This window comes from Helicobacter pylori, assembly GCF_015904775.1.
In the GTDB taxonomy this organism is placed as follows: Bacteria; Campylobacterota; Campylobacteria; order Campylobacterales; family Helicobacteraceae; genus Helicobacter; species Helicobacter pylori_DM.
Genome location: NZ_JADZNC010000008.1, coordinates 34,364 through 58,609, shown reverse-complemented (window position 1 = coordinate 58,609; position 24,246 = coordinate 34,364). Strand labels below are relative to the sequence as shown.

General features: G+C 40.4%; 18 protein-coding genes and 1 pseudogene. 3 read left to right on the top strand and 16 right to left on the bottom strand.

Annotated features, from left to right (window positions below):
* Positions 1 to 157 precede the first annotated feature (157 nt).
* From flgR to I6852_RS05295, 14 genes are all read right to left on the bottom strand, one after another.
* A complete protein-coding gene (flgR, locus tag I6852_RS05360) occupies positions 158 to 1,303 on the bottom strand; it encodes a transcriptional activator FlgR (protein ID WP_197291978.1) in 1,146 nt (381 codons plus the stop codon).
* A complete protein-coding gene (locus tag I6852_RS05355; RefSeq protein ID WP_197291979.1) occupies positions 1,300 to 1,773 on the bottom strand; it encodes a hypothetical protein in 474 nt (157 codons plus the stop codon). Before I6852_RS05355 ends, flgR begins: the two co-directional genes overlap by 4 nt.
* Complete coding sequence (gene gyrA / locus I6852_RS05350) at positions 1,773 to 4,271, bottom strand: DNA topoisomerase (ATP-hydrolyzing) subunit A (protein ID WP_197291980.1); 2,499 nt, start codon at positions 4,269 to 4,271, stop codon at positions 1,773 to 1,775. The genes I6852_RS05355 and gyrA overlap by 1 nt, the downstream gene beginning before the upstream one ends.
* A 15-nt stretch (positions 4,272 to 4,286) precedes the next feature.
* Positions 4,287 to 4,673, bottom strand: coding sequence for a diacylglycerol kinase (locus I6852_RS05345; RefSeq protein ID WP_197291981.1), 387 nt, complete (start codon positions 4,671 to 4,673; stop codon positions 4,287 to 4,289).
* Positions 4,666 to 5,694, bottom strand: coding sequence for a hypothetical protein (locus I6852_RS05340; protein ID WP_197291982.1), 1,029 nt, complete (start codon positions 5,692 to 5,694; stop codon positions 4,666 to 4,668). The genes I6852_RS05345 and I6852_RS05340 overlap by 8 nt, the downstream gene beginning before the upstream one ends.
* Before the next feature lie 333 nt (positions 5,695 to 6,027).
* Positions 6,028 to 6,528, bottom strand: coding sequence for an acetone carboxylase subunit gamma (locus I6852_RS05335; RefSeq protein WP_001862402.1), 501 nt, complete (start codon positions 6,526 to 6,528; stop codon positions 6,028 to 6,030).
* Between the two features lie 16 nt (positions 6,529 to 6,544).
* The gene (locus I6852_RS05330) at positions 6,545 to 8,842 is read right to left on the bottom strand and encodes a hydantoinase B/oxoprolinase family protein (protein ID WP_001285085.1); all 2,298 of its coding nucleotides are present in this window, start codon (positions 8,840 to 8,842) and stop codon (positions 6,545 to 6,547) included.
* 11 nt (positions 8,843 to 8,853) lie between these two features.
* The gene (locus I6852_RS05325; RefSeq protein ID WP_033588440.1) at positions 8,854 to 10,995 is read right to left on the bottom strand and encodes a hydantoinase/oxoprolinase family protein; all 2,142 of its coding nucleotides are present in this window, start codon (positions 10,993 to 10,995) and stop codon (positions 8,854 to 8,856) included.
* A gap of 231 nt (positions 10,996 to 11,226) precedes the next feature.
* The gene (locus I6852_RS05320; RefSeq protein ID WP_000465217.1) at positions 11,227 to 12,228 is read right to left on the bottom strand and encodes a lipid A deacylase LpxR family protein; all 1,002 of its coding nucleotides are present in this window, start codon (positions 12,226 to 12,228) and stop codon (positions 11,227 to 11,229) included.
* A gap of 126 nt (positions 12,229 to 12,354) precedes the next feature.
* Positions 12,355 to 13,719: a TIGR00366 family protein gene (locus tag I6852_RS05315; RefSeq protein ID WP_197291983.1), complete on the bottom strand. Its 1,365-nt coding sequence runs from the start codon at positions 13,717 to 13,719 to the stop codon at positions 12,355 to 12,357.
* 18 nt (positions 13,720 to 13,737) lie between these two features.
* The gene (locus tag I6852_RS05310; RefSeq protein ID WP_197291984.1) at positions 13,738 to 14,361 is read right to left on the bottom strand and encodes a 3-oxoacid CoA-transferase subunit B; all 624 of its coding nucleotides are present in this window, start codon (positions 14,359 to 14,361) and stop codon (positions 13,738 to 13,740) included.
* Positions 14,358 to 15,056: a CoA transferase subunit A gene (locus tag I6852_RS05305; RefSeq protein ID WP_060473172.1), complete on the bottom strand. Its 699-nt coding sequence runs from the start codon at positions 15,054 to 15,056 to the stop codon at positions 14,358 to 14,360. Before I6852_RS05305 ends, I6852_RS05310 begins: the two co-directional genes overlap by 4 nt.
* Before the next feature lie 10 nt (positions 15,057 to 15,066).
* Positions 15,067 to 16,242, bottom strand: coding sequence for an acetyl-CoA C-acetyltransferase (locus tag I6852_RS05300; protein ID WP_197291985.1), 1,176 nt, complete (start codon positions 16,240 to 16,242; stop codon positions 15,067 to 15,069).
* Between the two features lie 282 nt (positions 16,243 to 16,524).
* Positions 16,525 to 17,337, bottom strand: coding sequence for a 3'-5' exonuclease (locus I6852_RS05295; protein WP_197291986.1), 813 nt, complete (start codon positions 17,335 to 17,337; stop codon positions 16,525 to 16,527).
* Between the two features lie 137 nt (positions 17,338 to 17,474).
* Between I6852_RS05295 and feoB the strand changes: the two genes are divergently transcribed.
* Together feoB and I6852_RS05285 are read left to right on the top strand one after the other, a co-directional pair.
* Positions 17,475 to 19,403 carry a ferrous iron transport protein B gene (gene feoB, locus I6852_RS05290; RefSeq protein WP_197291989.1) on the top strand — a complete coding sequence of 643 codons (1,929 nt, stop codon included), beginning with the start codon at positions 17,475 to 17,477 and terminating at the stop codon, positions 19,401 to 19,403.
* A gap of 252 nt (positions 19,404 to 19,655) precedes the next feature.
* The gene (locus tag I6852_RS05285; protein ID WP_197291987.1) at positions 19,656 to 21,959 is read left to right on the top strand and encodes a TonB-dependent receptor family protein; all 2,304 of its coding nucleotides are present in this window, start codon (positions 19,656 to 19,658) and stop codon (positions 21,957 to 21,959) included.
* 43 nt (positions 21,960 to 22,002) lie between these two features.
* Here I6852_RS05285 and fliP read toward each other — a convergent pair whose 3' ends face one another.
* Both fliP and I6852_RS08200 read right to left on the bottom strand, forming a co-directional pair.
* Positions 22,003 to 22,749, bottom strand: a complete 747-nt coding sequence (gene fliP / locus I6852_RS05280; RefSeq protein WP_079356263.1) for a flagellar type III secretion system pore protein FliP — start codon at positions 22,747 to 22,749, stop codon at positions 22,003 to 22,005.
* Between the two features lie 35 nt (positions 22,750 to 22,784).
* A pseudogene (locus I6852_RS08200) lies at positions 22,785 to 22,888 on the bottom strand (flagellar biosynthesis protein flip); the annotation flags it as partial.
* Between I6852_RS08200 and glmU the strand changes: the two are divergent.
* On the top strand, positions 22,845 to 24,146 hold the full coding sequence (glmU, locus tag I6852_RS05275) for a bifunctional UDP-N-acetylglucosamine diphosphorylase/glucosamine-1-phosphate N-acetyltransferase GlmU (protein WP_197291988.1): 1,302 nt from the start codon (positions 22,845 to 22,847) through the stop codon (positions 24,144 to 24,146). The pseudogene I6852_RS08200 and the gene glmU sit on opposite strands and share 44 nt — an antisense overlap.
* Positions 24,147 to 24,246 lie beyond the last annotated feature (100 nt).

The window sequence follows — 24,246 nt, the reverse complement described above, 5'->3', positions numbered from 1 at the left end:
AATTGAACCCCAATCTTTAAACCCCTTTAAGCAAAAATCCCAAATTAAGCGTTTCTAATAAATGCTTTTTTTTAATAACTCCATGAAATTATAGCGTGATCACTAAAACTTATTAAACTTATCTGGTTGCAGATGATTTATAAAGAAGCCCTACAAACTACCTTTCCAAAAACAAATCTTTTTCTTGGATTTCTGTTTCTTCGCTTAAAATCGCCGCTCTTTCCACGACGCCTAAAAGCTCTCGCACATTCCCATGCCAAGAGTATTCTAAAAGGCGTTTTGCAGCGTTTTTTGAAAAAGATTTTGACCCCAAATGATACGCCTCGCACACTTCTTTAAGCTTGATTTCAGCAATGGGTAAAATCTCTTCTACTCTCTCTCTTAAAGGCGCGATAGTTATAGGCACAATTTGCAAGCGGAAGAACAAATCTTCTCTAAATTCTTTTGAAGCGATTTTTTCTTTCATGTTAGCGTTGGTGGCGGAAATGAAACGGATATCAATTTTAACGCTTTTATTATCCCCAAGGCGCGTGATTTCTTTTTCTTGAACCACTCTTAAAAGTTTGCTTTGCAATTGAAGGGGCATTTCAGCGATTTCATCTAAAAAGATCGTGCCTTTATTCGCGCTTTCAAAAAGCCCCATTTTAGGCGCTGTGGCGTCCGTGAACGCCCCTTTTTGATACCCAAAAAGCTCGCTTTCTAATAAATGCTCTGGGATTGCGGACATGTTGATCGCTATAAAAGGGTGCTTGGATCGCTGAGAATGCTGGTGGATAAAATGAGCAAAAACTTCCTTACCTACCCCGCTTTCGCCTAATAGCATGACATTAGCGTCCGTGCTTGCGACTTTTAAGGCCTGTCGTTTGGTTTCTTCTAAAGCTTTTGAAGTGGCTAAAAAGCTGTGTTTGGGGGCTTTTTTTAAAGGTTTTTCTAGAGGGTGTTTTTTTTGAAATTCTAAAACTTTTTTGGTGCGGTAGATGGATTCTAAAAGCAATTCTGGTTTAAAAGGCTTTTGGAAAAAGTCTTTCACGCCCAAACGAATGGAATCAATGGCTTTATTCAAGGTCGCATTACCGGTAATCACAATGGATTCATACTTGCCCTCTAAAAGGCGTAAAAATTCCAAGCCGTCCATATGGGGCATGTTAATATCCGTGATGACTAAATCAAAGCTTTCATCTAACTTGGCTAAAGCGTCTTTAGGGTTTTTAAAACTCACAATCTCTAAATCGTCTTGAAGCTCAAAAAAAAGCTCCAGGCTTTTACGCATGTTGATATCATCTTCTACAATGGCGATTTTCATTCTTCTTCCTTTCTAAAAATATCTAAAAACAACGCATCTCCCACTAAACTCGCTCTAACGCTTAAGGCTTTGAGGTTAAGAATGCTCGTGGTAGTGGTACCGTTTTTATAGCTGTGATCATAATGCGTGATAGCGACTTGGCTTTTTAAAATGCAATCAATGACTCGCTCTTTTTCTTTTTTTAACGCTATTTCTAAAAGGAAGCGTTCTAACTTTATTTGGGGCAAGGAGTCTTTCAAATCGGGTAAGTTACGAGTGATGATGGAGCAATGATAGTCTAAAACATAGGGGGCTGTTTTGATGCGGCTAACGATAGGTTTAGAAACAGAATACTCTTCGCCCATCACTCTAGAATCAACAATTTTCAAGCGATACGAAATTAAAAATTCTTGTTCTTCTAGGGGGCTTAGGGCATGCAAAGAAACCCCTAAAAAATACAATAAAAAATAACAGAATGAAAAGAAACGCATCACTCAAACAAATTTTGCGCCGAAGAGGTTTCTAAATTTTCTGGCTCTTCTTCTTTAGGGCAAGAATTGACATACACGACTTTATCAGCGGTGTTTATGAGTTTTACCCCACTAGCGTTTCTTCCGGTTTCTCTAATGTCTTTAATGGAAACTCTAATCATTTTTGCGCTTGCAGTAAGGATCATCAAATCCAAATTTTCATCATCCACGCTGATAACGCCCACTAGATTGCCGGTTTTTTGAGTGAGCTTCATGCCAATGACCCCCTTACCTCCACGAGATTGCTCTCTATACGCTTCGGCTAAAGTTTGCTTGCCAAGCCCGTTTTCACTCACGCTCAAAAGCTTGTTGCCATCACCGCTAATAACGACCGCGCCGACAACAAAATCGTTTTCATTCAGCTTAATCCCTATAACCCCACGAGCATTTCTTCCCATCTCGCGCACATTTTCTAAAGGGAATTTAATGAACATGCCCAAATAAGATGCGATGAGCAAATGCTTAGCGTTTTTATCCACAACTTTTGCGCCCACTAATTCATCGCCTTCATCTAAAACAATCGCTCTGATACCACAACTCCTGTTGCTTTCAAATTCGCTCAAATTGGTGCACTTCACCACGCCATTTTTCGTGAAGAAAGCTAAAGAGCGTTCATCGCTAAAGTCTTTAGTGCTTAGAGTCGCCATGATCTTTTCATCCGGAGCGAGCGAGATTAAATTCACAATGGCTTTACCCATAGCGATCCGGCTCGCTTCTGGGATTTTATAGACTTTCAAATGATACAATTGCCCCTTATTGGTGATAAAGAGCAAAATATCATGCGTGTTAGCCACAAAAAAGTTTTCAATGAAATCGTCTTCATAAGTGCTTCCTGAAAGCTTGCCCTTACCGCCACGATTTTGCTTTTCATAAACTTTTAAATCCACTCTTTTCACATAGCCTTTATGGCTCATGCTCACCACCATAGGCTCATTAGCGATCAAATCTTCTGTGTCAATACTTTCGTAAGATTCTTGAATTTCAGTGCGCCTTGGAGAAGAAAATTGCTCTTTGACTTCTAAAAGCTCTGTTTTGACGACCTCATTCAAGCGTTCTTCGCTCTTTAAAATGCCATTGAGATCATCAATAAGCTCTAATAAGTTTTGGTATTCTTCTTTGATCTTATCCCTTTCAAGGCCTGTCAAGCGTTGCAAACGCATTTCTAAAATGGCTTTGCTTTGGATTTCGCTCAAACTAAAACGCTCCATTAAGGCGTTTTTAGCCGCTTCTGGGCTTGGGCTTGTTTTAATGAGTTGCACGATTTCATCAATATTGTCCAATGCGATCAAATAGCCCTCTAAAATATGCGCTCTGGCCTTAGCCTTTTCTAATTCAAAAATCGTGCGTCTTATAATAATGGTTTTTCTGTGGTTTAAGAAAAGGCGCAACAACTCTAAAAGCGTGAAAATCTTAGGCTCTTTATTATAAATAGCGAGTAAAATGATGCTAAAAGTGGTCTCCATGGTGGTGAGTTTGTAAAGGTGGTTTAAGACAATTTCACTCATCGCGTCTCTTTTTAATTCAATCACCACTCTAATGCCCTCTCTATCGCTTTCATCGCGCACTTCGCTAATGCCTTCAATTTGTTTTTCTCGCGCTAAATCGCTGATTTGTTCCACTAATTTGGCTTTATTGGTTTGAAAAGGCATTTCATCTAAAACGATGATTTCTTTATTTTTCGTCTTTTCCACATGCACTTTGGCCCGCACTTTCACGCGCCCTCGCCCCGTTTTATAGGCTTCAATAATACCCGCCTTGCCATAAATGATCCCACCAGTAGGAAAATCAGGCCCTTTGACAAATTCTAAGATTTCATCTAATTCAGCGTTAGGGTTTTCTAAGACATGCGCTAAAGCGTCTATGATTTCATCGATCCTGTGAGGGGGGATAGAAGTCGCCATCCCTACAGCGATCCCATTAGCCCCATTGACTAAAAGGTTAGGCAGACGGCTTGGTAAAATATCTGGCTCTTTTAAGGTGTCATCATAATTAGGCACAAAATCAATGGTGTCTTTATCAATATCCCTTAAAATTTCTTCACTCGCCTTGGTCATTCTGGCTTCAGTGTAACGCATCGCTGCAGCGTTATCGCCATCAATAGAGCCAAAGTTGCCTTGCCCATCCACTAATTCCAAACGCATAGAAAAATCTTGCGCCATTCTCACTAGCGCATTATAAACCGCGTTATCGCCATGGGGGTGGTATTTACCAATCACATCACCCACGATCCTAGCGCTTTTTTTGTAAGCGACTTTGGAAGTAAGGCCTAATTCATGCATCGCATACAAAATACGCCTATGCACTGGCTTTAAGCCATCTCTAGCGTCCGGTAAGGCACGCCCTATGATCACGCTCATGGAATAAGCCAAATAGCTTTCTTCAATAGAAGAATCAATCCCCACTTCTACAATATTTTTTGTTTCATTGACTGAATTATCTTGGACTGAATTATCTTGCATGTGTCTCCCTAAAATTTAATTAAAATAAAGCGTCAAAAGATAACGCCCCCAAACAAAAGCCCAAAAAATAAGCCCTATCAGTTGGGCTGCACTGGCCATGTCTTTAGCCTTTTTAGCTAAAGGGTGGAACTCTGTGCTGGTAAAATCCACAGCCTTTTCAATAGAGCTATTGATGAGTTCAACCACCACCGATAAAAAACAAGGCACAATCAATAGCCCCCATTCTAAAAAATCTTTGGCTAAATAGCTCGCTAGAACGATACAAAAAAGAGCCAAGACGATGATTTGCCTGAACGCACTCTCTTCAGCCCATGCGCATTTAAGTCCGTCTTTAGAATAAAAAAGGGCTTTCAAAAGGCGTTTAAACCCTTTAGCTTTGGGGGGGACTTTGAAATCACTCATGGCTTATTTTGTAAGATTGAAAGAAATTCACGCTAAGGCTTTCTAACAAATCGTTAAAAGTCAGCTTGGCGTTGTCTTTAGCTTGGGCGTTAAGAGCGATTTGGGATCGTTTGTTTTTAGCCATAGAAACAAAGGCTTGCAACAATCCTTTAAAATTTTGTTGGAGCACTGTATCGTCTTTAAAACGGGATTGGAACAAGACCATAAAATAGTTTTCTAAAGAAGCTAACGCGCTTTCATAAGAGACGCTAGGGGTTTGAGATCGCAAGCTAAAATAAGGGGAAAAAAAGCCCAAACTCTCTTTATTTTGGTAATAAAAGGCTTCTAAAACATTTTTAAGATGGCGCGCTTGGATAGAAACACTCAACTTTGGCGCTAAAAAACGCAGTTTGTCTTGCAACTCTTCTATGGCTTTAGCGTCTTTAGAACTCAAGGTTTTAAAAATATTTTTAAGGGATAGATTTTCTTGTGCTTCCATTAAACCCTCTTGAAAAAAAGTGTAAGCAAGGATATTTTCCGTATTAGTCAAATCGCATTTTAAATTATCGTTTAAAGTTTTTTCATCTAAAGCGTTGAATGTTAAAGAGCAATTCAAGCGCGTGGGTTTCATTTTTTCCAATAAGGCATTCAAGTCTTTTAGGGGGATTTGGCTGATTTTTTGCTGAATATCTTGTTCTAAAATAGGGGATTGGATTTGAGAATGGACAGAAAGGGTAAGAGAGCTTTTATCTAAAGAATGGAGCTTGATATTTAAATTTTTAAAATCCACAATAGGGGAGTTTTGAGGATCTAAAAAACTGATCTCTTTAGAAGTGCATGCAATTTTAAAAAACCCTTCGCATTCAAAGGGAGTGCTTGCAATCCCCATGCCCTTAATTTGGGGGCGTTGATCTAAATAAGCGTTAAGATAAGCGGTTAAAGATTTTTTTACCGACATGCTAGTGAAAAAGATAAACACCCCTAAAAGCACGCAAATTAAAGCCCCAATAACCACCATCCAAGACATGAATTTTTTAGTCAAAAAAAACCCCTTATTTTATTGAAAGTATAGTGATAGAACTCATAAAATACATTTTCTTATTTTTAGGATAGAAAATATCGTGTTTGTTAGGGCAAAAAAGTCGTTAGCAATGCCTTGTGTTACTTTCATAGCTTTCCTTGTTAGATGGAATTAAAATTATACCTAGTATTAAATCAAAAAAAAAGAAAAAGAGCTTAAAATTTTGAAAAAGTCCTAATTTGTGGCTGAATTTGTTAGGATTGAAGAAAAATTCGCTTGAGTTGAATTAACCCAAGCTTTTTATAAGTGTGTCAAAGAGGCATAAAGCCTCTTCATAAAAAGGATTGAGCGATTTTAGCGTCTTTCTGGGGGCTGTATGCCTAGCCAATCTTTATAAAACACCTCTATATCAGGCTCAAAATCATGGATCACAGGATACCAAGGAGTTGGGGCTTCAACATCTAAAAGGATGCCGCAATCCGGGCAAATATACTCCCGATACACTTGCCAGTGAGTATCACTGGCTAAGAGTTTAGGATACACCTCTTCCATTTTTTCTGCTGTATCGCGCACATAGATGTTTGCATGCAATTTCCAGTTCTCCTCTGGAGCGCAAAACGCATGACCGCATGAACACTTAATCACCCACTTCTTTTGAGCATCTTGCACCACAAACAAATGCGGCCCCAAGGGTAAGACGATTTTATCATCAAAATCTACCTTATCTTGCAACACCTTCAAATACATTTGGAACCTTTCATGATCTTTAGGCATGCTCAGCATTTTTAAGACAGTGTTCCAATCCAAGTTCCCCTCTACCAAATTTTTAATTTGTTCTTGTGTGTATTTTGACATGACCATTCTCCTTTCTTTATTTCTCATCAACCAACAGAACTGTGCGCACATCAGGCAATTTGCTCAAATCCATCCTGTATTTAGATCCATAGGTGAATACACCAAGCTCATCTTCTTTCACGCTCCAGCTCTTTGGCAAGTTCCAAAATGTTTTAAAATCATTCAAAAACTTAGGCGAGAGATCAAAGCTAGTCGCATACATGTGCTTAACTTGTTTGGAAGCCTCTTTTTCAAGAATAGCGTTTCTTTCTTGCTCCATCCATTGTTTTACCGGTATGGATCTAGCCTTTCTGTTTTCAAGAATTTCTTTTCTTCTGGCTTTCGTTTTGGCTTCATCGCCGACCCACACGCCGTCTTTATTCTGGCTCACCACCGCACCATAAACCTTGTAAGCGTATTCTGGCAATAGCTGTTTGCTGTTTAGATCTTCTAAAATCGCGTTCAAATCCCTTTCAATCGGATCGCCAAATCCAGGACCGCCTTTGATGTAGTTCAAATACAAGTCATAATTATCAAAGCAGTTCTCGGTGGTGATGCATTGCTTATCCCTTTTGACTTGAGACGCATGAGAAATGTGCTTTTCATAATCTCTATCCGTTGGGTTAAAATCGCCTCCCAAAGGCAAGCTGGCATTATTTTTAATCCTGTTTTTTAAATCGGTGTTGTGCGCTTCAAACCTATAGCCACTAGCCGCTGGATAGCCCCCCATCATACCCCAATCGCTATTCATATAGCCATTACCCATAAAGAACATGGTCCAATCATGCGCACCCCACACCATTCTTAAGGTTTCAAACCCGTTACCGCCTCGATATTTCCCATACCCACCGGTATTGGCTTTGACATTCCTGCCTAAATAAAGAAGAGGCTCTGCCATTTCCCAAATTTCAACATCGCCCATATCGCCTTCTGGGTTCCAAATAGCCGCTGCGTGATTCAGGCCGTCTTTTATCGCGCAAGCTCCAGTCCCACAAGAACTCGTCTCAAAGCTATTCACCGCATGGATTTCTCCATCCTGGTTGATACCACCGCCTTGCAACCAATTGGAAGTGTTAGCGTTCCCGGAATTGACTTCTTCTAAATACCCTCGGCTGTAATACGCTTGAGACAAGCCTCTCCACAAAGCGCTCCAGCCTGATACCAAGAAATGCCACGCATAAGCATGCCCAGTGCGCCTGTCATCTGGATTCATCCAAGTCCCTTTTTTGAGTCTGAATTGAGTCGCAAAATAAGCGCCATCATTGATGCGAGAAGTGGGTATCAATGTTTGAGTCATCATCACCCAAATACCGCTAGTAAAAGACACTTGGTTGCAATTGAAAGAGTGCCATCCCCACCTAGACGCGCCATCAAAATCCAATTTCCATGTAGCGTCTTTATTGATAGTGATTTCCACAGGAGAGTGCATGATTGTGTCTAGCTTAGCAAATTCAGAGCACACGCCAATATCCTTGTGTGCATAAGGCACATCCACAAACGCTACCTTTCTATACTTGCCTGGTATGGTCATGGATTTGATCCTAGAGATAAGGCCTCTCCTCCCCTCTTCAATCACCTCATCAATAAATCGCATGTAAGAATCAATGCCGTCTTCTTTAATGACTTCCATCACTAAATCCCTAATCATATGGCATCCTGCAATCCTAGTCCTTTCATCTAGAATCCAATATTTAGGCGTGCGAACCGATCTTTGAGATTCATGCAACCAATCTTTAAAGCTCTCATCATTCGCCCCTGTCTTACGGCAAGTGATCATGTATCCATCCCCAAATCTTTGAACCTGTCCAGTGCTCATCGATCCTGGAGTAACCGAACCGGTATCAATCACATGCGTAACACCGCCTACCCAACCAATCAATTTTTCATCGTGGAAAATAGGCACAAGAGTCATAATATCGCATGGGTGCACATTCCCAATCGCGCAGTCGTTATTGGTGAAAATATCCTTGTCATTGATGCCTGGGTTATCTTCCCAATTATTCTCTACCATGTATTTGATAGCTGATCCCATAGTGCCTACATGGATAATGATACCCGTAGAAGTCAGCACGCTATCGCCCACAGCGTTATAAAGCGTGAAGCACAATTCCCCCTCTTGCTCAACAATAGGGCTTGCAGCAATCCTTTTAGCTGTTTCTCTGGCATGCACGATACCGCCTCTTAATTTAGAGAACATTTTCTCATAACCGATCGGATCTCTTTCTTTAAACTCTAGTTTTTTGAGACCATTATAATGCCCTGTTTTTTCTGTCCTGGCTAGGATTTCATCTCTAGCTTGTTTTAAAGTTTTGCCGTTTTTCAATAAATTTGCCATTTTGAACTCCTTTATTTAACTTCTTTCAAGTGGAACAATCGGTGTTTGTCTAGTCTTGTCGCAAAGCCCTTGGGTATCACGAAAGTGGTCGCATCTGATTCCACGATCGCAGGCCCTATGACTTCATTTCCAGGCAGTAATTTTTCCATTTGCCACACATCTGCATCCACCCATTTCTTATGACGATAGAATTTTCTAACGCCTATTTTGGCTTCTTTTGGAGGCGTAGCGCCATGCTCTTTTTCAACCGGAATCACAGGTTTTTGCGTAGCCACAACACCACGCATGATCACGCCGGTCACGCTAAAACCAAGCTCTGGAGAACACGCTGATTCAGAATAAACGCGAGCGTAGGTTTTTTCATATTCTTTGACAATCTCTTCCCAATCAGCCACGCTTGCAGCTTTTGACACAGGAGAAGTGATCTCTAAATCATTCAATTGCCCCATATACTGCATCCTGTATCCAGGTCTTAAGATCACATCTTTTTCAGAGAATCCATTGATCTTGAACTCTTCAATCACTTTGAGAGTCAATTCATCCCATGCGTCTTGAATGATCTTGCATGCTTCTATTTTGGACTTGTCTGAAGAATACTGCGGAATAGCAATATCCACGCTCTTGTCATATCTGTATTCAAAATCAGCGCAAGCGCAACCAAAAGCGCTAAATCCAGCCGCCCACGCAGGCACTACCACATCCTTAAACCCTAATCCTTCTGTATAGCCATAGGTATGCACAGGCCCCGCGCCACCATATGAAAAGCACACAAAATCAGACGGGCTATACCCTTTAGCACTAATGTTGGATCGCAAGTATTCTTTAAGATCCAAATCAAGCAACTCAATCACACCCGCAGCCGCATCTTCTACGCTAATGCCTAGCGGATCAGCAATTTGCTCTTTAATGTGTTTTTTAGCCCTATCCACATCTAATTTGATCAAACCGCCTAAGAAATTATCCGGGTTCAAATAGCCTAAAACAATATGGCAATCGGTTACTGAAACCGTGTCTAATCCGCTGTCTTTCCAACAAGTGCCAACTCTATACCCCGCGCTGTCAGGCCCTAGTTTGACCGATTGGCTGTGCGGATCAATGCGCACAAAACTCCCAGCGCCCGCGCCAACAGAATCCATAGCCACAAGCGGTAAGGATAAAACAAGACGCGCCATATCAGGGTCAGAAGCGATGTTGAAATTGCTCTTAACAATAAGCGCCATATCAAAGCTCGTGCCACCAATATCGCTGCATGCAATATTGTCATAACCAAGCGTTTCGCCTAGCAATTTAGATCCAATCACGCCTCCAATAGGGCCGCTCACAATAGTCCTAGCGAGCTCTTTAGCTTTCCAACTAATGGTGCCTCCATGCGTTGCCATCACACGAAGATCGAATTTAGCGCCATGCTCTTTGAAGCGGTTGCTGACTTTAGAGAGAGTTTGCCTGCTTGGCTCAGCCGCATAAGCTTCTAAGATAGTGGTGTTCATTCTGTGGCTTTCTTTTCTTTGAGGGTAGTAATCCACAGAAGCGAATACGGGAATATTTTTACCCAATTTTTCAATTTCTTTTAACGCTATATCTCTAACGATCCGCTCGCTTTCAGCGTTTTTATGAGATTGCAACAAGCAAATCACAATGGCCTTTGCGCCTGCTTCTAAAAGCTCCTTAACAGCAACTTTAACCTCTTCTTGACGCACCGGGATAACCACTTGCCCCTTGACATCGGTTCTTTCTGTAACGCCTCTAATCCTTTTTAAAGGAATCAGCGGATCATCATACTTGTGCGTGTTGATATGCAACCTTTCTTCTAGTGCATACCCCAAGTAGGATTGCAACGCTCTGCCCATAGAATGCATTTGCTCAAAACCCTTATTGCAAATCAGGCCCACTTCCATTCCGCGCCTTTGGACGACCCGATTGAGCATCGCGGTGCCTGAATACACGCAAGTGACCAACTCTGGATAAACCTTACTCACATCCGATTGCCAGTGCGATAAAGCGTCTTGCGAGCTATTATAAATAGCTAAACTCTCATCTTCTGGGTTGCTTTGGGCTTTACCGACTACGAAACTGCCATTTTCTTTCACAAAAAATGTGTCCGTCATGGTGCCACCGGCATCAATACCCATCACCTGAACTCTTGCGTCTTTCATTTAGTCTCCTTGTTATTAAAGTGTTGCTCAAGGCAACCTATTAGAAGTATAAGGCTGATTTTTAAATGGGAATCGTTTATTTCAAAGTTGTTTGCAATAAGGGAAAATTTGGTGTAATAAAGTGAAAAGTAGTAACAAATTCATTCAAAACGCTACTGATATTCATCTTAAATTACCCAAAAATATCATATAAATATCATATAGGAAGAAAAATATTAAACTGATATTAAATCAAAAGGCGAAATTCAATTCTAATGTGCCGATCTGGTGGTGCTTAGGCTGGGATTGAAAGGTTTTACTAATATCAGTGATCGTAAAAGCCACCCTGAGGCTACGCCACATCATAGCCGCTCCTATTTCACTGGCATAAACAAAGTATTCCAAATTAGCAATGCCCCTAGTTTCAGGGCTATTGCCTTGAATGAAGATGTTAAGGGGTTGGAAGCGCCCAAAAGCCCCTACAAAAAAATAGATGGAAAATTTATCGCTATAAGGCATGCCCCCATCAAAAGCGGTATTGACCTTATTGACACCATAATCAGCGTCCAAGTTATACCCAGCCCTAAAGAGCGAGCCGAGTTGGAAATAATCCCTCGCATTCCCCAATTCCACATTAAACCCAGGCATTAACTCCATAGAAAAAAAACGAGTCTTTAAAAGGGGGACTTTTTTGAGCAATTGGTAGTGCAATTCAAAGATAAATTCGTTTTTGAGCTGCGTGTTCCAGCCATAAAATTGGGGATCATGACCCCATTTATGAATGAGACGCTGCGTTTGAGCGGCCAAAGAATCTTGCCCTGTCGTGCCTAAAGAAAGCGTGAATAATTCCATGAAAGTTTGATGGCGGTTATACACATTCAAATTCACTCTCAAATACCCCCCATAAGGGTGGTTATCATGCAAATGCACCAGTTTTCTGTTTTTAAGTGAGGGGGTATACATGTCTTGAGCGAGAGAAATACCAAAACGAGTGACCCTAGGGCTTTTATTGAAAAAACCTAAATACGAAGTCCATTTCATCGCTTTATTTTTAGAAAAATCAAACTCTTTAGTGGAAAAGCCTATTTGATTGCCTGCGGTATAATACTCATCAATGTAAGGATTGATATAACCATCATTTTCAGTCATCAAATTGATAGAATAGCGTTTAGAGGGCGTTAATGGGGTAGGAATATCCTCTTTTGCCCATGCAAACGTTCCTAATAATAAACATAAAATAAATTTGAAAAACAAAACACTTCCTTAGGTTATTATGGGGTTGGTTATTGTAACGAAATAAGGCTTAATTACAAGAGCGTTTAAAGGGTAAAAGAGAAAACTTTACCCATTGAAAAGAGCGTGGTTTTAGGCATAAAAAACTCACACTAAAAAATAAAACACCCCACACACGACTAGGCCTACAAAAATTAAAGTCAAAACGCAATAGCCCATAATATCTTTAGCGCCCAAACCGGCGATGGCTAAAGCGGGCAAAGCCCAAAAAGGCTGTATCATGTTCGTCCAAGCGTCTCCCCAAGCGATAGCCATAGAAACCACGCCCGGATCCACCCCCAAGCTTTGCCCAGCCGGAAGCATGATAGGAGCTTGAATCGCCCATTGCCCTCCGCCTGATGGAATAAAAATATTGACAACCCCTGCGCTTAAAAAAGTCATGAGCGCGAAAGTTTTTTCATTAGCGATGTGCGTGAAGGCTAAAGAAAGCATTTGCGCTAAAGAATGCCCCCCCACGCTATGGCTTGCCATCATTCCCATAATCCCAGCGTAAAAAGGGAATTGGAGTAAAATCCCAGCCACGCTCCTAGCGGAACGATCGATCGCTTTCACATAAGCCAAAGGGGTTTTATGGAGCAAAATCCCTAAAAAAAGGAAAATCGTATTGACAATGTTTAAACTAATCCCTCCCCCTTTAAAAAAATAAATACCCAAATACCCAAAACCCAAAAAAACCAAAAGATAAGAAAGCAAAGCACTGTTTTCTAAAAAATGTGCGATCGTTTTGTCTTGTTGGTGGTCAATGAGTTCTGTTTCCTTGTATTCGTCTTTTAAAAGCTTGGCGTCAATCTCAACAATTTCTTCTTTTTTAGGGTGGATCATTGCCATTAAAAAGGGTAACCCTACAAGAATGATCCCTATAATGATTAAATTATAGGCAGAAAAAATCGTCTGACTGATAGGAATAGCTTTTTCAATCACCCCGGCGCTCATTTTGGACAGATTTTCATTTTGGGTGGCAACGCTTAAAGGGATAGAGCCTGATAAACCCCCATGCCAGATGACAAAACCCGAATAAGCGCTAGCAATGAGCAGCCTGTAATCCACCCCTTTAACATTTTTGGCGATCTCTTTTGCAAAAATCGTGCTAATCACTAAGCCAAAACCCCAGTTGATCCAATTAGCGATTAACGATAAAAAAGTAACCAACCATAAAGCCGTGTAATACCCTTTAGGCAAAGACGCCAAGTATTTTAAAAGTTTTTGGACTAATTTAGCGCTAGCTAGAGCTTGACCCAACACCAAAATAAGAGCCATTTGCATAGAAAAACCTAAAAGCGTCCAAGCACCATTCCCCCAACTAGAAATGACAGACGAAGCGTCTTGCCCTGTCAAGCAATAAACAAGAACAAACACGACAAACGATAAAAGAGCAACCAAGACAAAGGAGTCCGGCAAACATTTAGACGCTAAAAACACGCACGCTGAAGTCAAATGCCTTAATAAAAACATCAACACCCCTTTTATAAGCTATAGATGCACTTCAAATTCAGCTTCTGTTTTTTCTTTCACTTGATCAAGGCTGACCCCCTCTTGCAATTCCACTAATTTCATGGCGTTATTGGAAAACTCAAACACCGCTAAATCCGTTATCAATTGATGCACCACGCCTTTTCCCGTTAAGGGCAATGAGCATTCTTTTTTCACTTTAGACTCCCCGTATTTGTTGCAATGCTCCATGATGACAATCACTTTTTTAGCGCCATGCACCAAATCCATAGCCCCTCCCATGCCCTTTATGAGCTTTTTAGGGATCATCCAATTAGCCAAATCCCCATTTTGTGAGACTTCCATCCCCCCTAAAATTGCTAAATCAATATGCCCCCCACGAATCATCGCAAACGAATCCGTGCTATTGAAAAACGAAGCGCCCGGCACCACGGTTACGGTTTCCTTTCCTGCGTTGATAAGATCCGCATCAACGCCCCCTTCTAAAGGGTAGCCGCCAATCCCTAATAGCCCGTTCTCGCTTTGGAAAACGATATTCATCCCGCTCACTTCATTAGCCACAAGCGTGGGCAAGCCTATCCCTAAATTCACATACATGCCCTCTTTTAATTCCTTTGCCGCTCTTTTAATGATAGCCTCTCTCATTTCGCGCTCCTTGTTGTGATTTTTTCTATCCGTTTTTCAAATTTCTCGCCCTTATAGATGTGTTGCACATAGATTCCTGGCAAGTGTATTTCATCTGGGTCTAATTCCCCGGCCGGGACAATTTCTTCCACTTCAGCGACGCATATTTTTGCCGCCATCGCGCACAAGGGATTGAAATTCCTGGCTGTTTTTCTAAACACCAAGTTCCCAAGAGTGTCGCTTTTGTAGGCTTTAATAAGCCCGTAATCGCCTGTGATCGCTCTTTCTAAAATATACTCCTTGCCGTTAAATTCCCTTGATTCCTTGCCTTGAGCGATCAAAGTCCCAACACCGGTTGGGGTGTAGTAAGCGGGTATCCCAGCCCCTCCAGCGCGCAAGTTTTCAGCCAGCGTGCCTTGCGGTGTCAAAACGACTTCAATTTCTCCATTCAGCATTTGCGATTCAAAAATCTTATTTTCCCCCACATACGAAGCGATAATCTTTTTAATCTGCTTTTTTTCCAAAAGAATACCCAACCCAAAGTCATCAACGCCGCAATTATTGCTCACGACAATCAAATCCTTGATGCCTTTCTTATAAATATAATTAATGGCGTATTCGGGTATCCCGCACAGCCCAAAACCGCCCACTAAAATAGTATCCCCATCTTTTAACCCGCTCAACGCTTTGTCTAAATCGGTTATAACCTTGTTCATCTCATTCTCCTTATTTTTGTTCCACTACCACTGATAGCCCTTGACCGCCACCCACGCACAATGACGCGCAACCCACGCCATGCCCACTCCTTTTCATTTCATGCAATAAAGTAACTAATATCCTAGCGCCACTCGCACCAATAGGGTGGCCAATCGCTATCGCGCCTCCATTCACATTCACGATATTGGGGTTTAATTCAAGCTCTTTTAACACGGCGATGCTTTGCGCGGCAAAGGCTTCATTGAGTTCAAAAAGATTAATGTCGTTGAGATTCATTTTGACATTTTTAAGGTTGTTTTTAATCGCAATACTAGGGCATATACCCATTATATCCGGACTGCAACCACCCAAACCAAACCCCTTGATAGCCGCCATGGTTTTTAACCCCAATTTTTGCGCTTTTTTAGCGCTGCATAAAATGATAATGCTCGCGCCATCATTGATCCCTGATGAATTTCCTGCCGTTACCGATCCGTCTTTTTTGAAAGCGGGTTTGAGCTTTGCAAGGGATTCTAGTGTCGTGTCTCTAGGGTATTCGTCTTCTTTAAAAACCACCACGCCTTTTTTATTCGCTATTTCAATAGGCGTGATTTCTTCTTGGAACTTCCCTGCATTGATGGCGGCTCTCGCTTTGAGTTGTGATTGGAGTGCGAATGCGTCTTGATCTTCTCGGCTTATGTGGTATGCTTGAGCGACATTATCAGCGGTGATCCCCATGTGGTAATCGTTGAACGCATCCCACAATCCATCATGTATCATGGAATCTATCATGTTCGCATTCCCCATTCTTTTCCCCTCTCGCATGTCAAACGACAGATAAGGCGCTGCGCTCATGTTCTCCACGCCACCGCACACCACCACCTCATCGCGCCCAAGCATGATGCTGTCATGCGCTAACTGGATAGCTTTCATAGACGATCCGCAAACCATATTGACGCTGAAAGCGTTTTTGTCATTAGGGATACCGGCGTCCAGTTGGATCTGTCTGGCGATATTTTGACCCAAACCAGCGCCTAAAACATTGCCTAAAATGACAGAATCTACATCGCTAGGCTCAAGTCCGCTCGCATTCAAAGCGTCTTTAAGCACGCTAACACCCATTTCTCTAGCGCCCACATTCTTTAAAGAGCCTAGAAAACTCCCTACCGCACTTCGTTTTGCCGCCACTACAACCACTTCATTCATGTCTTTGCCTTTAAGTTGATTTATTAGTCATAGTATCACTTTTAAGTGATTGAAACCCTAATAAGTTTTATTCTGTTTTAGGTTTTGTTTTGGATTAAGGGTGATCCGTTTATTTTTTTCACAAAAATATTATTCTTATCGTTCAATGATTATTGCATAATATAGCTTCAAGTGGGGATCTAAAATCAAGCAGATATGCACTTTAGGCTCATGGTTCTCTAACGCTTTAAAAAAATTTCTTTCTAAGCAGTCTTTGCCTAGTTTCAGGGTTTTAATAGGGTTTTAAATAAACTCCCTAATCTCTTTCTCTAAAGCGTTAATAAAAACGCTTGAATAGGGTTTTTCTTTAGGGAATTTTTCTAAAAAATCATTCAATAGCCCAAGGTATTGCTCCTTATTTAAAGCGCCTTTTAACACTTCGTATTTTAAAAAAAGCCAGTAAGTGTTAAGCGCATCGCTTTGGCAATAGCTATCAATAATGCCTTTTTTCTCCTTTTGGCTTAAATGTAGGTTGTAATAAATCGCATGCACTAAATCCCCGCTCACATCAAATTTACCAGGAATATTCGTCATGGAGCAAATGCCATTTAGATTCAAACCCCTAACGGATCCATAATGGCTCAAGCTATCCATTAAATCCAAATGAAACTGCTCGCTATAGCGCGCACGGTAATTTTCCCATTTGTTTTCTTGGTTGTAAAAAGCGTCTAAAGTTAAATTGTATTTAAGGGCTTTGAGCGTGAGTAGGGGCATGTCAAAACCTCTGCCATTGAAGCTTATTAAGCGCGGTTGCTTTTCGTTAAAGTATTTGAAAAAGTCTTCTAAAAGCTCTTTTTCGCTTGTAAAATCCTCTTTATTTTCGTGTTTTTGACCAAAATTCCCCACTTTGATAAATTGCCCGTAATCATCGCCAATGACTGCTGCAATAGAGATGATCTCATGCAAATAAAGAGGCAAAAACTCGCTCCCGCTTTTTTCTTTTTGCTTTTCAAAACTCCATTCACAGATTTTTAGCGCATCATTTTCTTCTAATTGAAAATGCTCTTTACACAAGCTCACGCTAGGAATGGTTTCTATATCAAACACGCATAACATCACACGCTCCTTTCGCATTTTAATATTCTTGTCTCGCTTTTATTATATAACAATTAGTCTTATAGCGCTATAGTGCTGACTTTTAATCTAAAAACGATATAACTAAAAATTAAAAAAACTTATTTGGAGAATTGGAAGTGAAAGAAATCACTATCGCCCTTGTGGGCCAGCCTAATGTGGGGAAATCATCCCTCATCAACGCTTTGAGTAACGCCCATTTGAAAGTGGGGAATTTTGCCGGGGTTACCGTGGATAAAATGGAAGTGGGTTTGATCCATAAAGAGCATCAAATCACTATCATTGATTTACCGGGCACTTACGCGCTCAATGATTTCACCACTGAAGAAAAGGTTACTAAAGATTTTTTAGAAAAAGGGCAATACGATCTCATTCTTAATGTGGTGGATTCCACCAATTTAGAGCGTAATTTAGCCTTAAGCACGCAGCTATTAGACACGAATAAAAAAATGCTTCTCGCACTCAACATGTGGGATGAGGCGCAAAAAGAAGGCATTAAAATCAATACAGAAAAGCTTTCTAAAGAATTAGGGGTTGTGTGCGTGCCAACAAGCGCAAGATCCAAAGAAGATCGCTTGAATACCGAGCTTTTATTAGACGAAATTGTCAGGCTTTATTCTCAAAACACTATAAACAATGAAAACATCAAAGTCCCGTCTCAAAGCTTTAAGGAGTCTTTAAAATACAGCCAGAGCGCTCAAAGAATCGCTAAATTGGTGATCAGTGAAAACAAGCAAAACGCGAGTTTTGAACACACTTATAAGATTGATAAGATTTTAATGCACCCGCGTTATGGGATTTTCATTTTTTTAGGGTTTATGTTTATCATTTTTTCCTTGAGCTTTTTAATAGGGGGGGGAGTGCAAAAAGCGCTTGAAACAGGGTTTAAATTTTTGAGCGATGGTATCAAAGAAAATGTGGCTAATGAAGATTTAGCGTCTTTGGTGGGCGATGGCATTATTGGGGGAGTGGGAGCGACGGTTTCATTCTTGCCTTTAATTGTGGTGTTGTATTTTGGGATTTCTTTACTAGAGACAACGGGTTATATGAGTAGGGTAGCGTTTTTACTAGACGGGATCTTGCATAAATTTGGCTTGCATGGGAAGAGTTTTATCCCTTTAATCACCGGTTTTGGCTGCTCAGTGCCTGCTTACATGGCGACAAGAACCTTACAAAACTATAACGAACGACTGATCACGCTTTTTGTGATCGGCTTTATGAGTTGCTCGGCAAGGCTGCCTATTTATGTGCTGTTTGTAGGCTCGTTTTTCCCCTCTTCAAGCGCTGGGTTTGTGCTGTTTTGCATTTATATTTTGGGGGCGGTTGTGGCGTTAGTGATGGCCAAATTACTCAAACTAAGCGTGTTTAAAGGACAAACCGAATCCTTTATTATGGAAATGCCCAAATACCGCTTTCCCAGTTGGAGAATGGTCTATTTCAGTATCTACACCAAATCGCTTTCCTACCTTAAAAAAGCCGGGACTTACATTTTAGTGGGAGCGATTTTAATCTGGTTTATGTCCCAATACCCTAAAAATGATGCGGCTATGAAGGCTTATAAGCAAGAAAGCTTATTAGTCCAAAAAAACGCTAATCTTTCAAGCGAAGCTAAAGAAGAAAAATTAAAAGAATTAAAAACCGAATTGGATAAAAAGAATTTAAAAAATAGCGTTGTAGGAAGGGGTGGGGCGTATTTAGAAAAAGTCTTTAGCCCTATGGATTTTGATTGGCGTTTGAGCGTCTCACTTGTCACCGGTTTTATGGCTAAAGAAGTGGTGGTTTCTACTTTGGGGGTGTTGTTTTCCTTAGGGGATCAAAACGAAAAATCTGATGCTTTTAGGGAGACAATCAGAAAAGAAGTCAGCGTGCCTAGCGGGATCGCCTTTATCGTGTTTGTGATGTTTTATATCCCTTGTTTTGCAGCGACCATTACTTTTGGTAGGGAAGCTGGGGGGATAAAGTTTGTGGCGTATTTGTTCATCTTCACAACCGTTGTGGCGTATGCGTTTTCCTTGATAGCTTTTTATGTGACTCAAATTTTGGTTTAAAGGCTAGCTATAAAGGGTTTTTAAACCCTTTATTTGTTTAAAATTCCACCCATTAGAAATATTAAAAAATTTTTATTTTTCTTTATATTCCAATCCTTTCCATCAACATTCGCATTAATCGGCATTTTTGATAAAAAAAGTCATTAATATTATCTAAATAATAATTTTTTAAAAATTTAAGCTAAAACTAATAATAATTATTATAAACTACGATTTGTTGTAAAAAGGAACATTTTTCATAAAAGGTAGTAAATGAAAAGAATTTTAGTCTCTCTAGCTGTTTTGAGTCATAGCGCGCATGCCGTAAAGACTCATAATTTGGAAAGGGTGGAAGCTTCAGGAATAGCTAACGATAAAGAAGCGCCTTTAAGTTGGAGAAGTAAGGAGGTTAGAAACTATATGGGATCTCGCACGGTGATTTCTAACAAGCAGCTCACTAAAAGCGCCAATCAAAGCATTGAAGAAGCTTTGCAAAATGTGCCGGGCGTGCATATTAGAAACTCTACAGGTATTGGAGCTGTGCCTAGCATTTCCATTAGGGGGTTTGGCGCTGGAGGTCCAGGGCATTCTAATACGGGAATGATTCTAGTCAATGGGATTCCTATTTATGTCGCGCCCTATGTTGAAATTGGCACGGTTATTTTTCCTGTAACCTTTCAATCTGTGGATAGAATCAGTGTAACTAAAGGTGGGGAGAGCGTGCGTTATGGCCCTAACGCTTTTGGCGGTGTGATCAACATTATCACCAAAGGCATTCCTACCAATTGGGAAAGTCAAGTGAGCGAGAGGACCACTTTTTGGGGCAAGTCTGAAAATGGGGGGTTTTTCAATCAAAATTCTAAAAACATTGATAAAAGCTTAGTTAATAACATGCTTTTTAACACCTATTTAAGAACGGGGGGTATGATGAATAAGCATTTTGGAATCCAAGCTCAAGTCAATTGGCTCAAAGGGCAAGGGTTTAGATACAACAGCCCTACCAACATTCAAAACTACTTGCTAGATTCGTTGTATCAAATCAATGATAGCAACAAGATCACCGCTTTTTTTCAATATTACAGCTATTTTTTAACAGACCCTGGGTCTTTAGGTATAGCTGCCTATAATGAAAATCGTTTTCAAAATAACCGCCCTAATAACGATAAAAGCGGGAGAGCGAAGCGATGGGGAGCTGTGTATCAAAACTTTTTTGGGGACACGGATAGGGTAGGTGGGGATTTCACTTTCAGTTACTATGGGCATGACATGTCAAGGGATTTTAAATTTGATTCTAACTATTTAAATGTCAATACCAATCCTAAATTAGGCCCTGTTTATACCGATCAAAATTATCCAGGATTTTTTATTTTTGATCATTTAAGGCGTTATGTGATGAACGCTTTTGAGCCTAATTTGAACTTAGTTGTTAATACCAATAAAGTTAAGCAAACTTTTAATGTGGGCATGCGTTTTATGACGATGGACATGTTCATTAGATCCGATCAAAGCACATGCGAAAAATCAGATATTATTGATGGGGTGTGCCATATGCCCCCATATGTTCTTTCTAAAAAGCCTAGTAACAATCAAGAAATGTTTAACAACTATACAGCGGTATGGTTGAGCGATAAAATAGAACTTTTTGATTCTAAATTGGTGATAACTCCAGGGATTAGATACACTTTTTTGAACTACAACAACAAAGAGCCAGAAAAGCATGATTTTTCCGTATGGACCAGTAAAAAACAGCGTCAAAACGAATGGAGTCCCGCCCTTAATATCGGCTATAAACCTATGGAAAATTGGATATGGTATGCGAACTACCGCCGCAGTTTTATCCCCCCACAACACACAATGGTAGGCATTACTAGGACTAATTACAACCAAATTTTTAATGAAATTGAAGTGGGGCAACGCTATAGTTATAAAAATCTATTGAGCTTTAACACGAATTATTTTGTGATTTTTGCCAATCGTTACTATGCGGGAGGCTATAGTCCACAGCCTGTGAATGCTAGGAGTCAAGGGGTGGAATTGGAATTGTATTACGCGCCGATTAGGGGTTTGCAATTCCATGTGGCTTACACTTACATTGATGCACGCATCACTTCTAACGCTGATGATATTGCTTATTATTTTACAGGCATTGTCAATAAACCCTTTGACATTAAAGGGAAGCGTTTGCCTTATGTGAGTCCTAACCAATTCATATTTGACATGATGTATACTTACAAGCACACGACTTTTGGTATTAGCAGCTATTTTTATAGCCGCGCTTATAGTTCCATGCTCAATCAAGCTAAAAGCCAAACCGTGTGCTTGCCCTTAAACCCAGAATACACAGGGGGGCTAGAGTATGGTTGTAATTCAGTGGGGTTATTGCCCTTGTATTTTGTGTTGAACGTTCAAGTAAGCTCCGTTTTATGGCAAAGCGGTAGGCATAAAATCACAGGGAGCTTGCAAATCAATAACCTTTTTAACATGAAGTATTATTTTAGGGGAATTGGCACAAGCCCTACAGGAAGAGAACCCGCGCCAGGGAGATCCATTACAGCGTATTTGAATTATGAGTTTTAAATTAATTTCAAGCTATTCTTTTATAGCTTGAATGTTTTTAATATCAAACCATTTTAAAACTCGCTACTAAATTTTCGGTCAATAGATTAAACCCATCTACCAGAATAAACACTAAAATTTTAAAAGGCAGAGAAATCATTACAGGCGGGAGCATCATCATGCCCATCGCCATTAAAATAGAGCTGATCACCATATCAATCACCAAAAAAGGCAAGTAGAGTAAAAAGCCGATTTGAAACGCTGTTTTCAATTCGCTTATCATAAACGCCGGGATTAAAACGCTCAAGCTCACCTCATCAGGGGTTTTAGGGTTAGGCAAATTCCTAATCCTAAAAAAAAGCGCTAGATCCTTTTCTCGTGTGTTTTTAAGCATGAATTCCTTGAAAGGCAGAGCGCTTTTTTCAAACGCTTCGGTGTAAGAAATCTTTTTATCCATATAAGGCTTAATCCCTGTATCATAAGCCTTTTTCAAGCTAGGTTCCATGATGAAAAAAGTCAATATCAAAGAGAGCGAGACTAAAATTTGAGTGGGGGGGGTTTGCTGCGTGCCTAAAGCGGTCCTTAAAAAAGAAAACACCACGATCAAACGGGTGAAACTCGTCATCACTAAAATCAACGATGGGGCTAAAACTAAAAGCGTGAGCAGGGCGATGACATTAAGGGTGGTTACGAGTTGTTTAGGATTACTAGGAGCGTTTAAAGAGAGATTGACGCTAGGCAAAGCGCTATCAGCGCTCATTAAAGGGCATATTAAAGGGCAAATGAGGATTAAAAAAATGAAAAAACGCAAAATTCTAGCCTTAAATCTTTGATGAAACGAAGTCAAATTATAAGATAAGGCATGTTAAAATTCCCTAAAATAACCCCATAAATTGAAGGATTTTAATGCTTTCTGTAATCATACTGGCCGCTGGTAAAGGCACTCGCATGCGTTCTAGCCTGCCTAAAACTTTGCACACCCTTTGCGGGGAGCCTATGTTATTTTACATTTTAGAAGTGGCTTTTTCAATCAGTAATGATGTGCATCTTATCTTACACCACCAACAAGAACGCATTAAAGAAGCGGTGTCAAAGCGTTTTAAGGGCGTAATCTTTCACACTCAAATCGTGGAAAAATATTCAGGGACAGGTGGGGCTATCATGCAAGAAAATAAAACGCCTATTCTTACCAAACATGATCGGGTTTTGATTTTGAATGCGGACATGCCCTTAATCACTAAAGACGCTCTCGCCCCCTTATTAGAAAGCAAGAATAACGCCATAGGCTTACTCCATTTAGCTGACCCTAAAGGTTATGGGCGCGTTGTTTTAGAAAACCATCAGGTTAAAAAGATTGTAGAAGAAAAGGACGCTAATACCAAAGAAAAAGAAATTAAAAGCGTGAACGCTGGCGTGTATTTTTTTGAAAGAAAGTTTTTAGAAAAATACTTGCCCAAGCTCCATGACAAAAACGCCCAAAAAGAACACTATCTCACGGATTTAATCGCTTTGGGTATTAAGGGGAATGAAAAAATTGACGCTCTATTCTTAGAAGAAGAGTGTTTTTTAGGGGTGAATAGCCAAACAGAAAGGGCGAAAGCTGAAGAAATCATGCTAGAAAGACTGCGCAAAAACGCCATGGACTTGGGGGTAGTGATGCAATTGCCTAATAGCATTTATTTAGAAAAAGGCGTGAGTTTTAAGGGGGAGTGCGTTTTAGAGCAAGGGGTGCGTTTGATTGGGAATTGTTTGATAGAAAACGCGCATATTAAGGCTTATAGCGTGATAGAAGAGAGCCAAATCATTAATAGCAGCGTGGGGCCGTTTGCCCATGCGCGCCCTAAAAGCGTGATTTGTAACAGCCATGTGGGGAATTTTGTAGAGACTAAAAACGCCAAACTTCAAGGCACTAAAGCAGGGCATTTGAGCTATTTAGGGGATTGTGAGATAGGGAAAAACACAAATGTGGGGGCTGGCGTGATCACTTGCAATTACGATGGTAAAAAGAAACACCAAACGATCATCGGTGAAAATGTCTTTATAGGGAGCGATAGCCAGCTAGTCGCCCCCATAAATATCGGCTCTAATGTTTTAATCGGCAGCGGCACCACCATCACTAAAGACATTCCTAGCGGTTCGTTGAGCCTTTCACGCGCCCCTCAAATTAACATTGAAAACGGGTATTTTAAGTTTTTTAAGAAACCTTAATTTGCTTCAATAATGAAAAAACCCAAAAATTATTATAATCATTTACTTTAATCCTGTAATTTGTGAATAAACAAAACACTTATTGAGTTTTTTGTGATCT

Coding starts and splice junctions, on each gene's coding strand:
- I6852_RS05355 (WP_197291979.1), bottom strand. CDS start 1,773: ATGCGTTTCTTTTCATTCTGTTATTTTTTATTGTATTTTTTAGGGGTT.
- I6852_RS05335 (WP_001862402.1), bottom strand. CDS start 6,528: ATGTCAAAATACACACAAGAACAAATTAAAAATTTGGTAGAGGGGAAC.
- I6852_RS05295 (WP_197291986.1), bottom strand. CDS start 17,337: ATGTTATGCGTGTTTGATATAGAAACCATTCCTAGCGTGAGCTTGTGT.
- I6852_RS05300 (WP_197291985.1), bottom strand. CDS start 16,242: ATGAATGAAGTGGTTGTAGTGGCGGCAAAACGAAGTGCGGTAGGGAGT.
- I6852_RS05330 (WP_001285085.1), bottom strand. CDS start 8,842: ATGGCAAATTTATTGAAAAACGGCAAAACTTTAAAACAAGCTAGAGAT.
- I6852_RS05325 (WP_033588440.1), bottom strand. CDS start 10,995: ATGAAAGACGCAAGAGTTCAGGTGATGGGTATTGATGCCGGTGGCACC.
- I6852_RS05345 (WP_197291981.1), bottom strand. CDS start 4,673: ATGAGTGATTTCAAAGTCCCCCCCAAAGCTAAAGGGTTTAAACGCCTT.
- flgR (WP_197291978.1), bottom strand. CDS start 1,303: ATGAAAATCGCCATTGTAGAAGATGATATCAACATGCGTAAAAGCCTG.
- I6852_RS05310 (WP_197291984.1), bottom strand. CDS start 14,361: ATGAGAGAGGCTATCATTAAAAGAGCGGCAAAGGAATTAAAAGAGGGC.
- glmU (WP_197291988.1), top strand. CDS start 22,845: ATGCTTTCTGTAATCATACTGGCCGCTGGTAAAGGCACTCGCATGCGT.
- I6852_RS05305 (WP_060473172.1), bottom strand. CDS start 15,056: ATGAACAAGGTTATAACCGATTTAGACAAAGCGTTGAGCGGGTTAAAA.
- gyrA (WP_197291980.1), bottom strand. CDS start 4,271: ATGCAAGATAATTCAGTCCAAGATAATTCAGTCAATGAAACAAAAAAT.
- I6852_RS05285 (WP_197291987.1), top strand. CDS start 19,656: ATGAAAAGAATTTTAGTCTCTCTAGCTGTTTTGAGTCATAGCGCGCAT.
- I6852_RS05315 (WP_197291983.1), bottom strand. CDS start 13,719: ATGTTTTTATTAAGGCATTTGACTTCAGCGTGCGTGTTTTTAGCGTCT.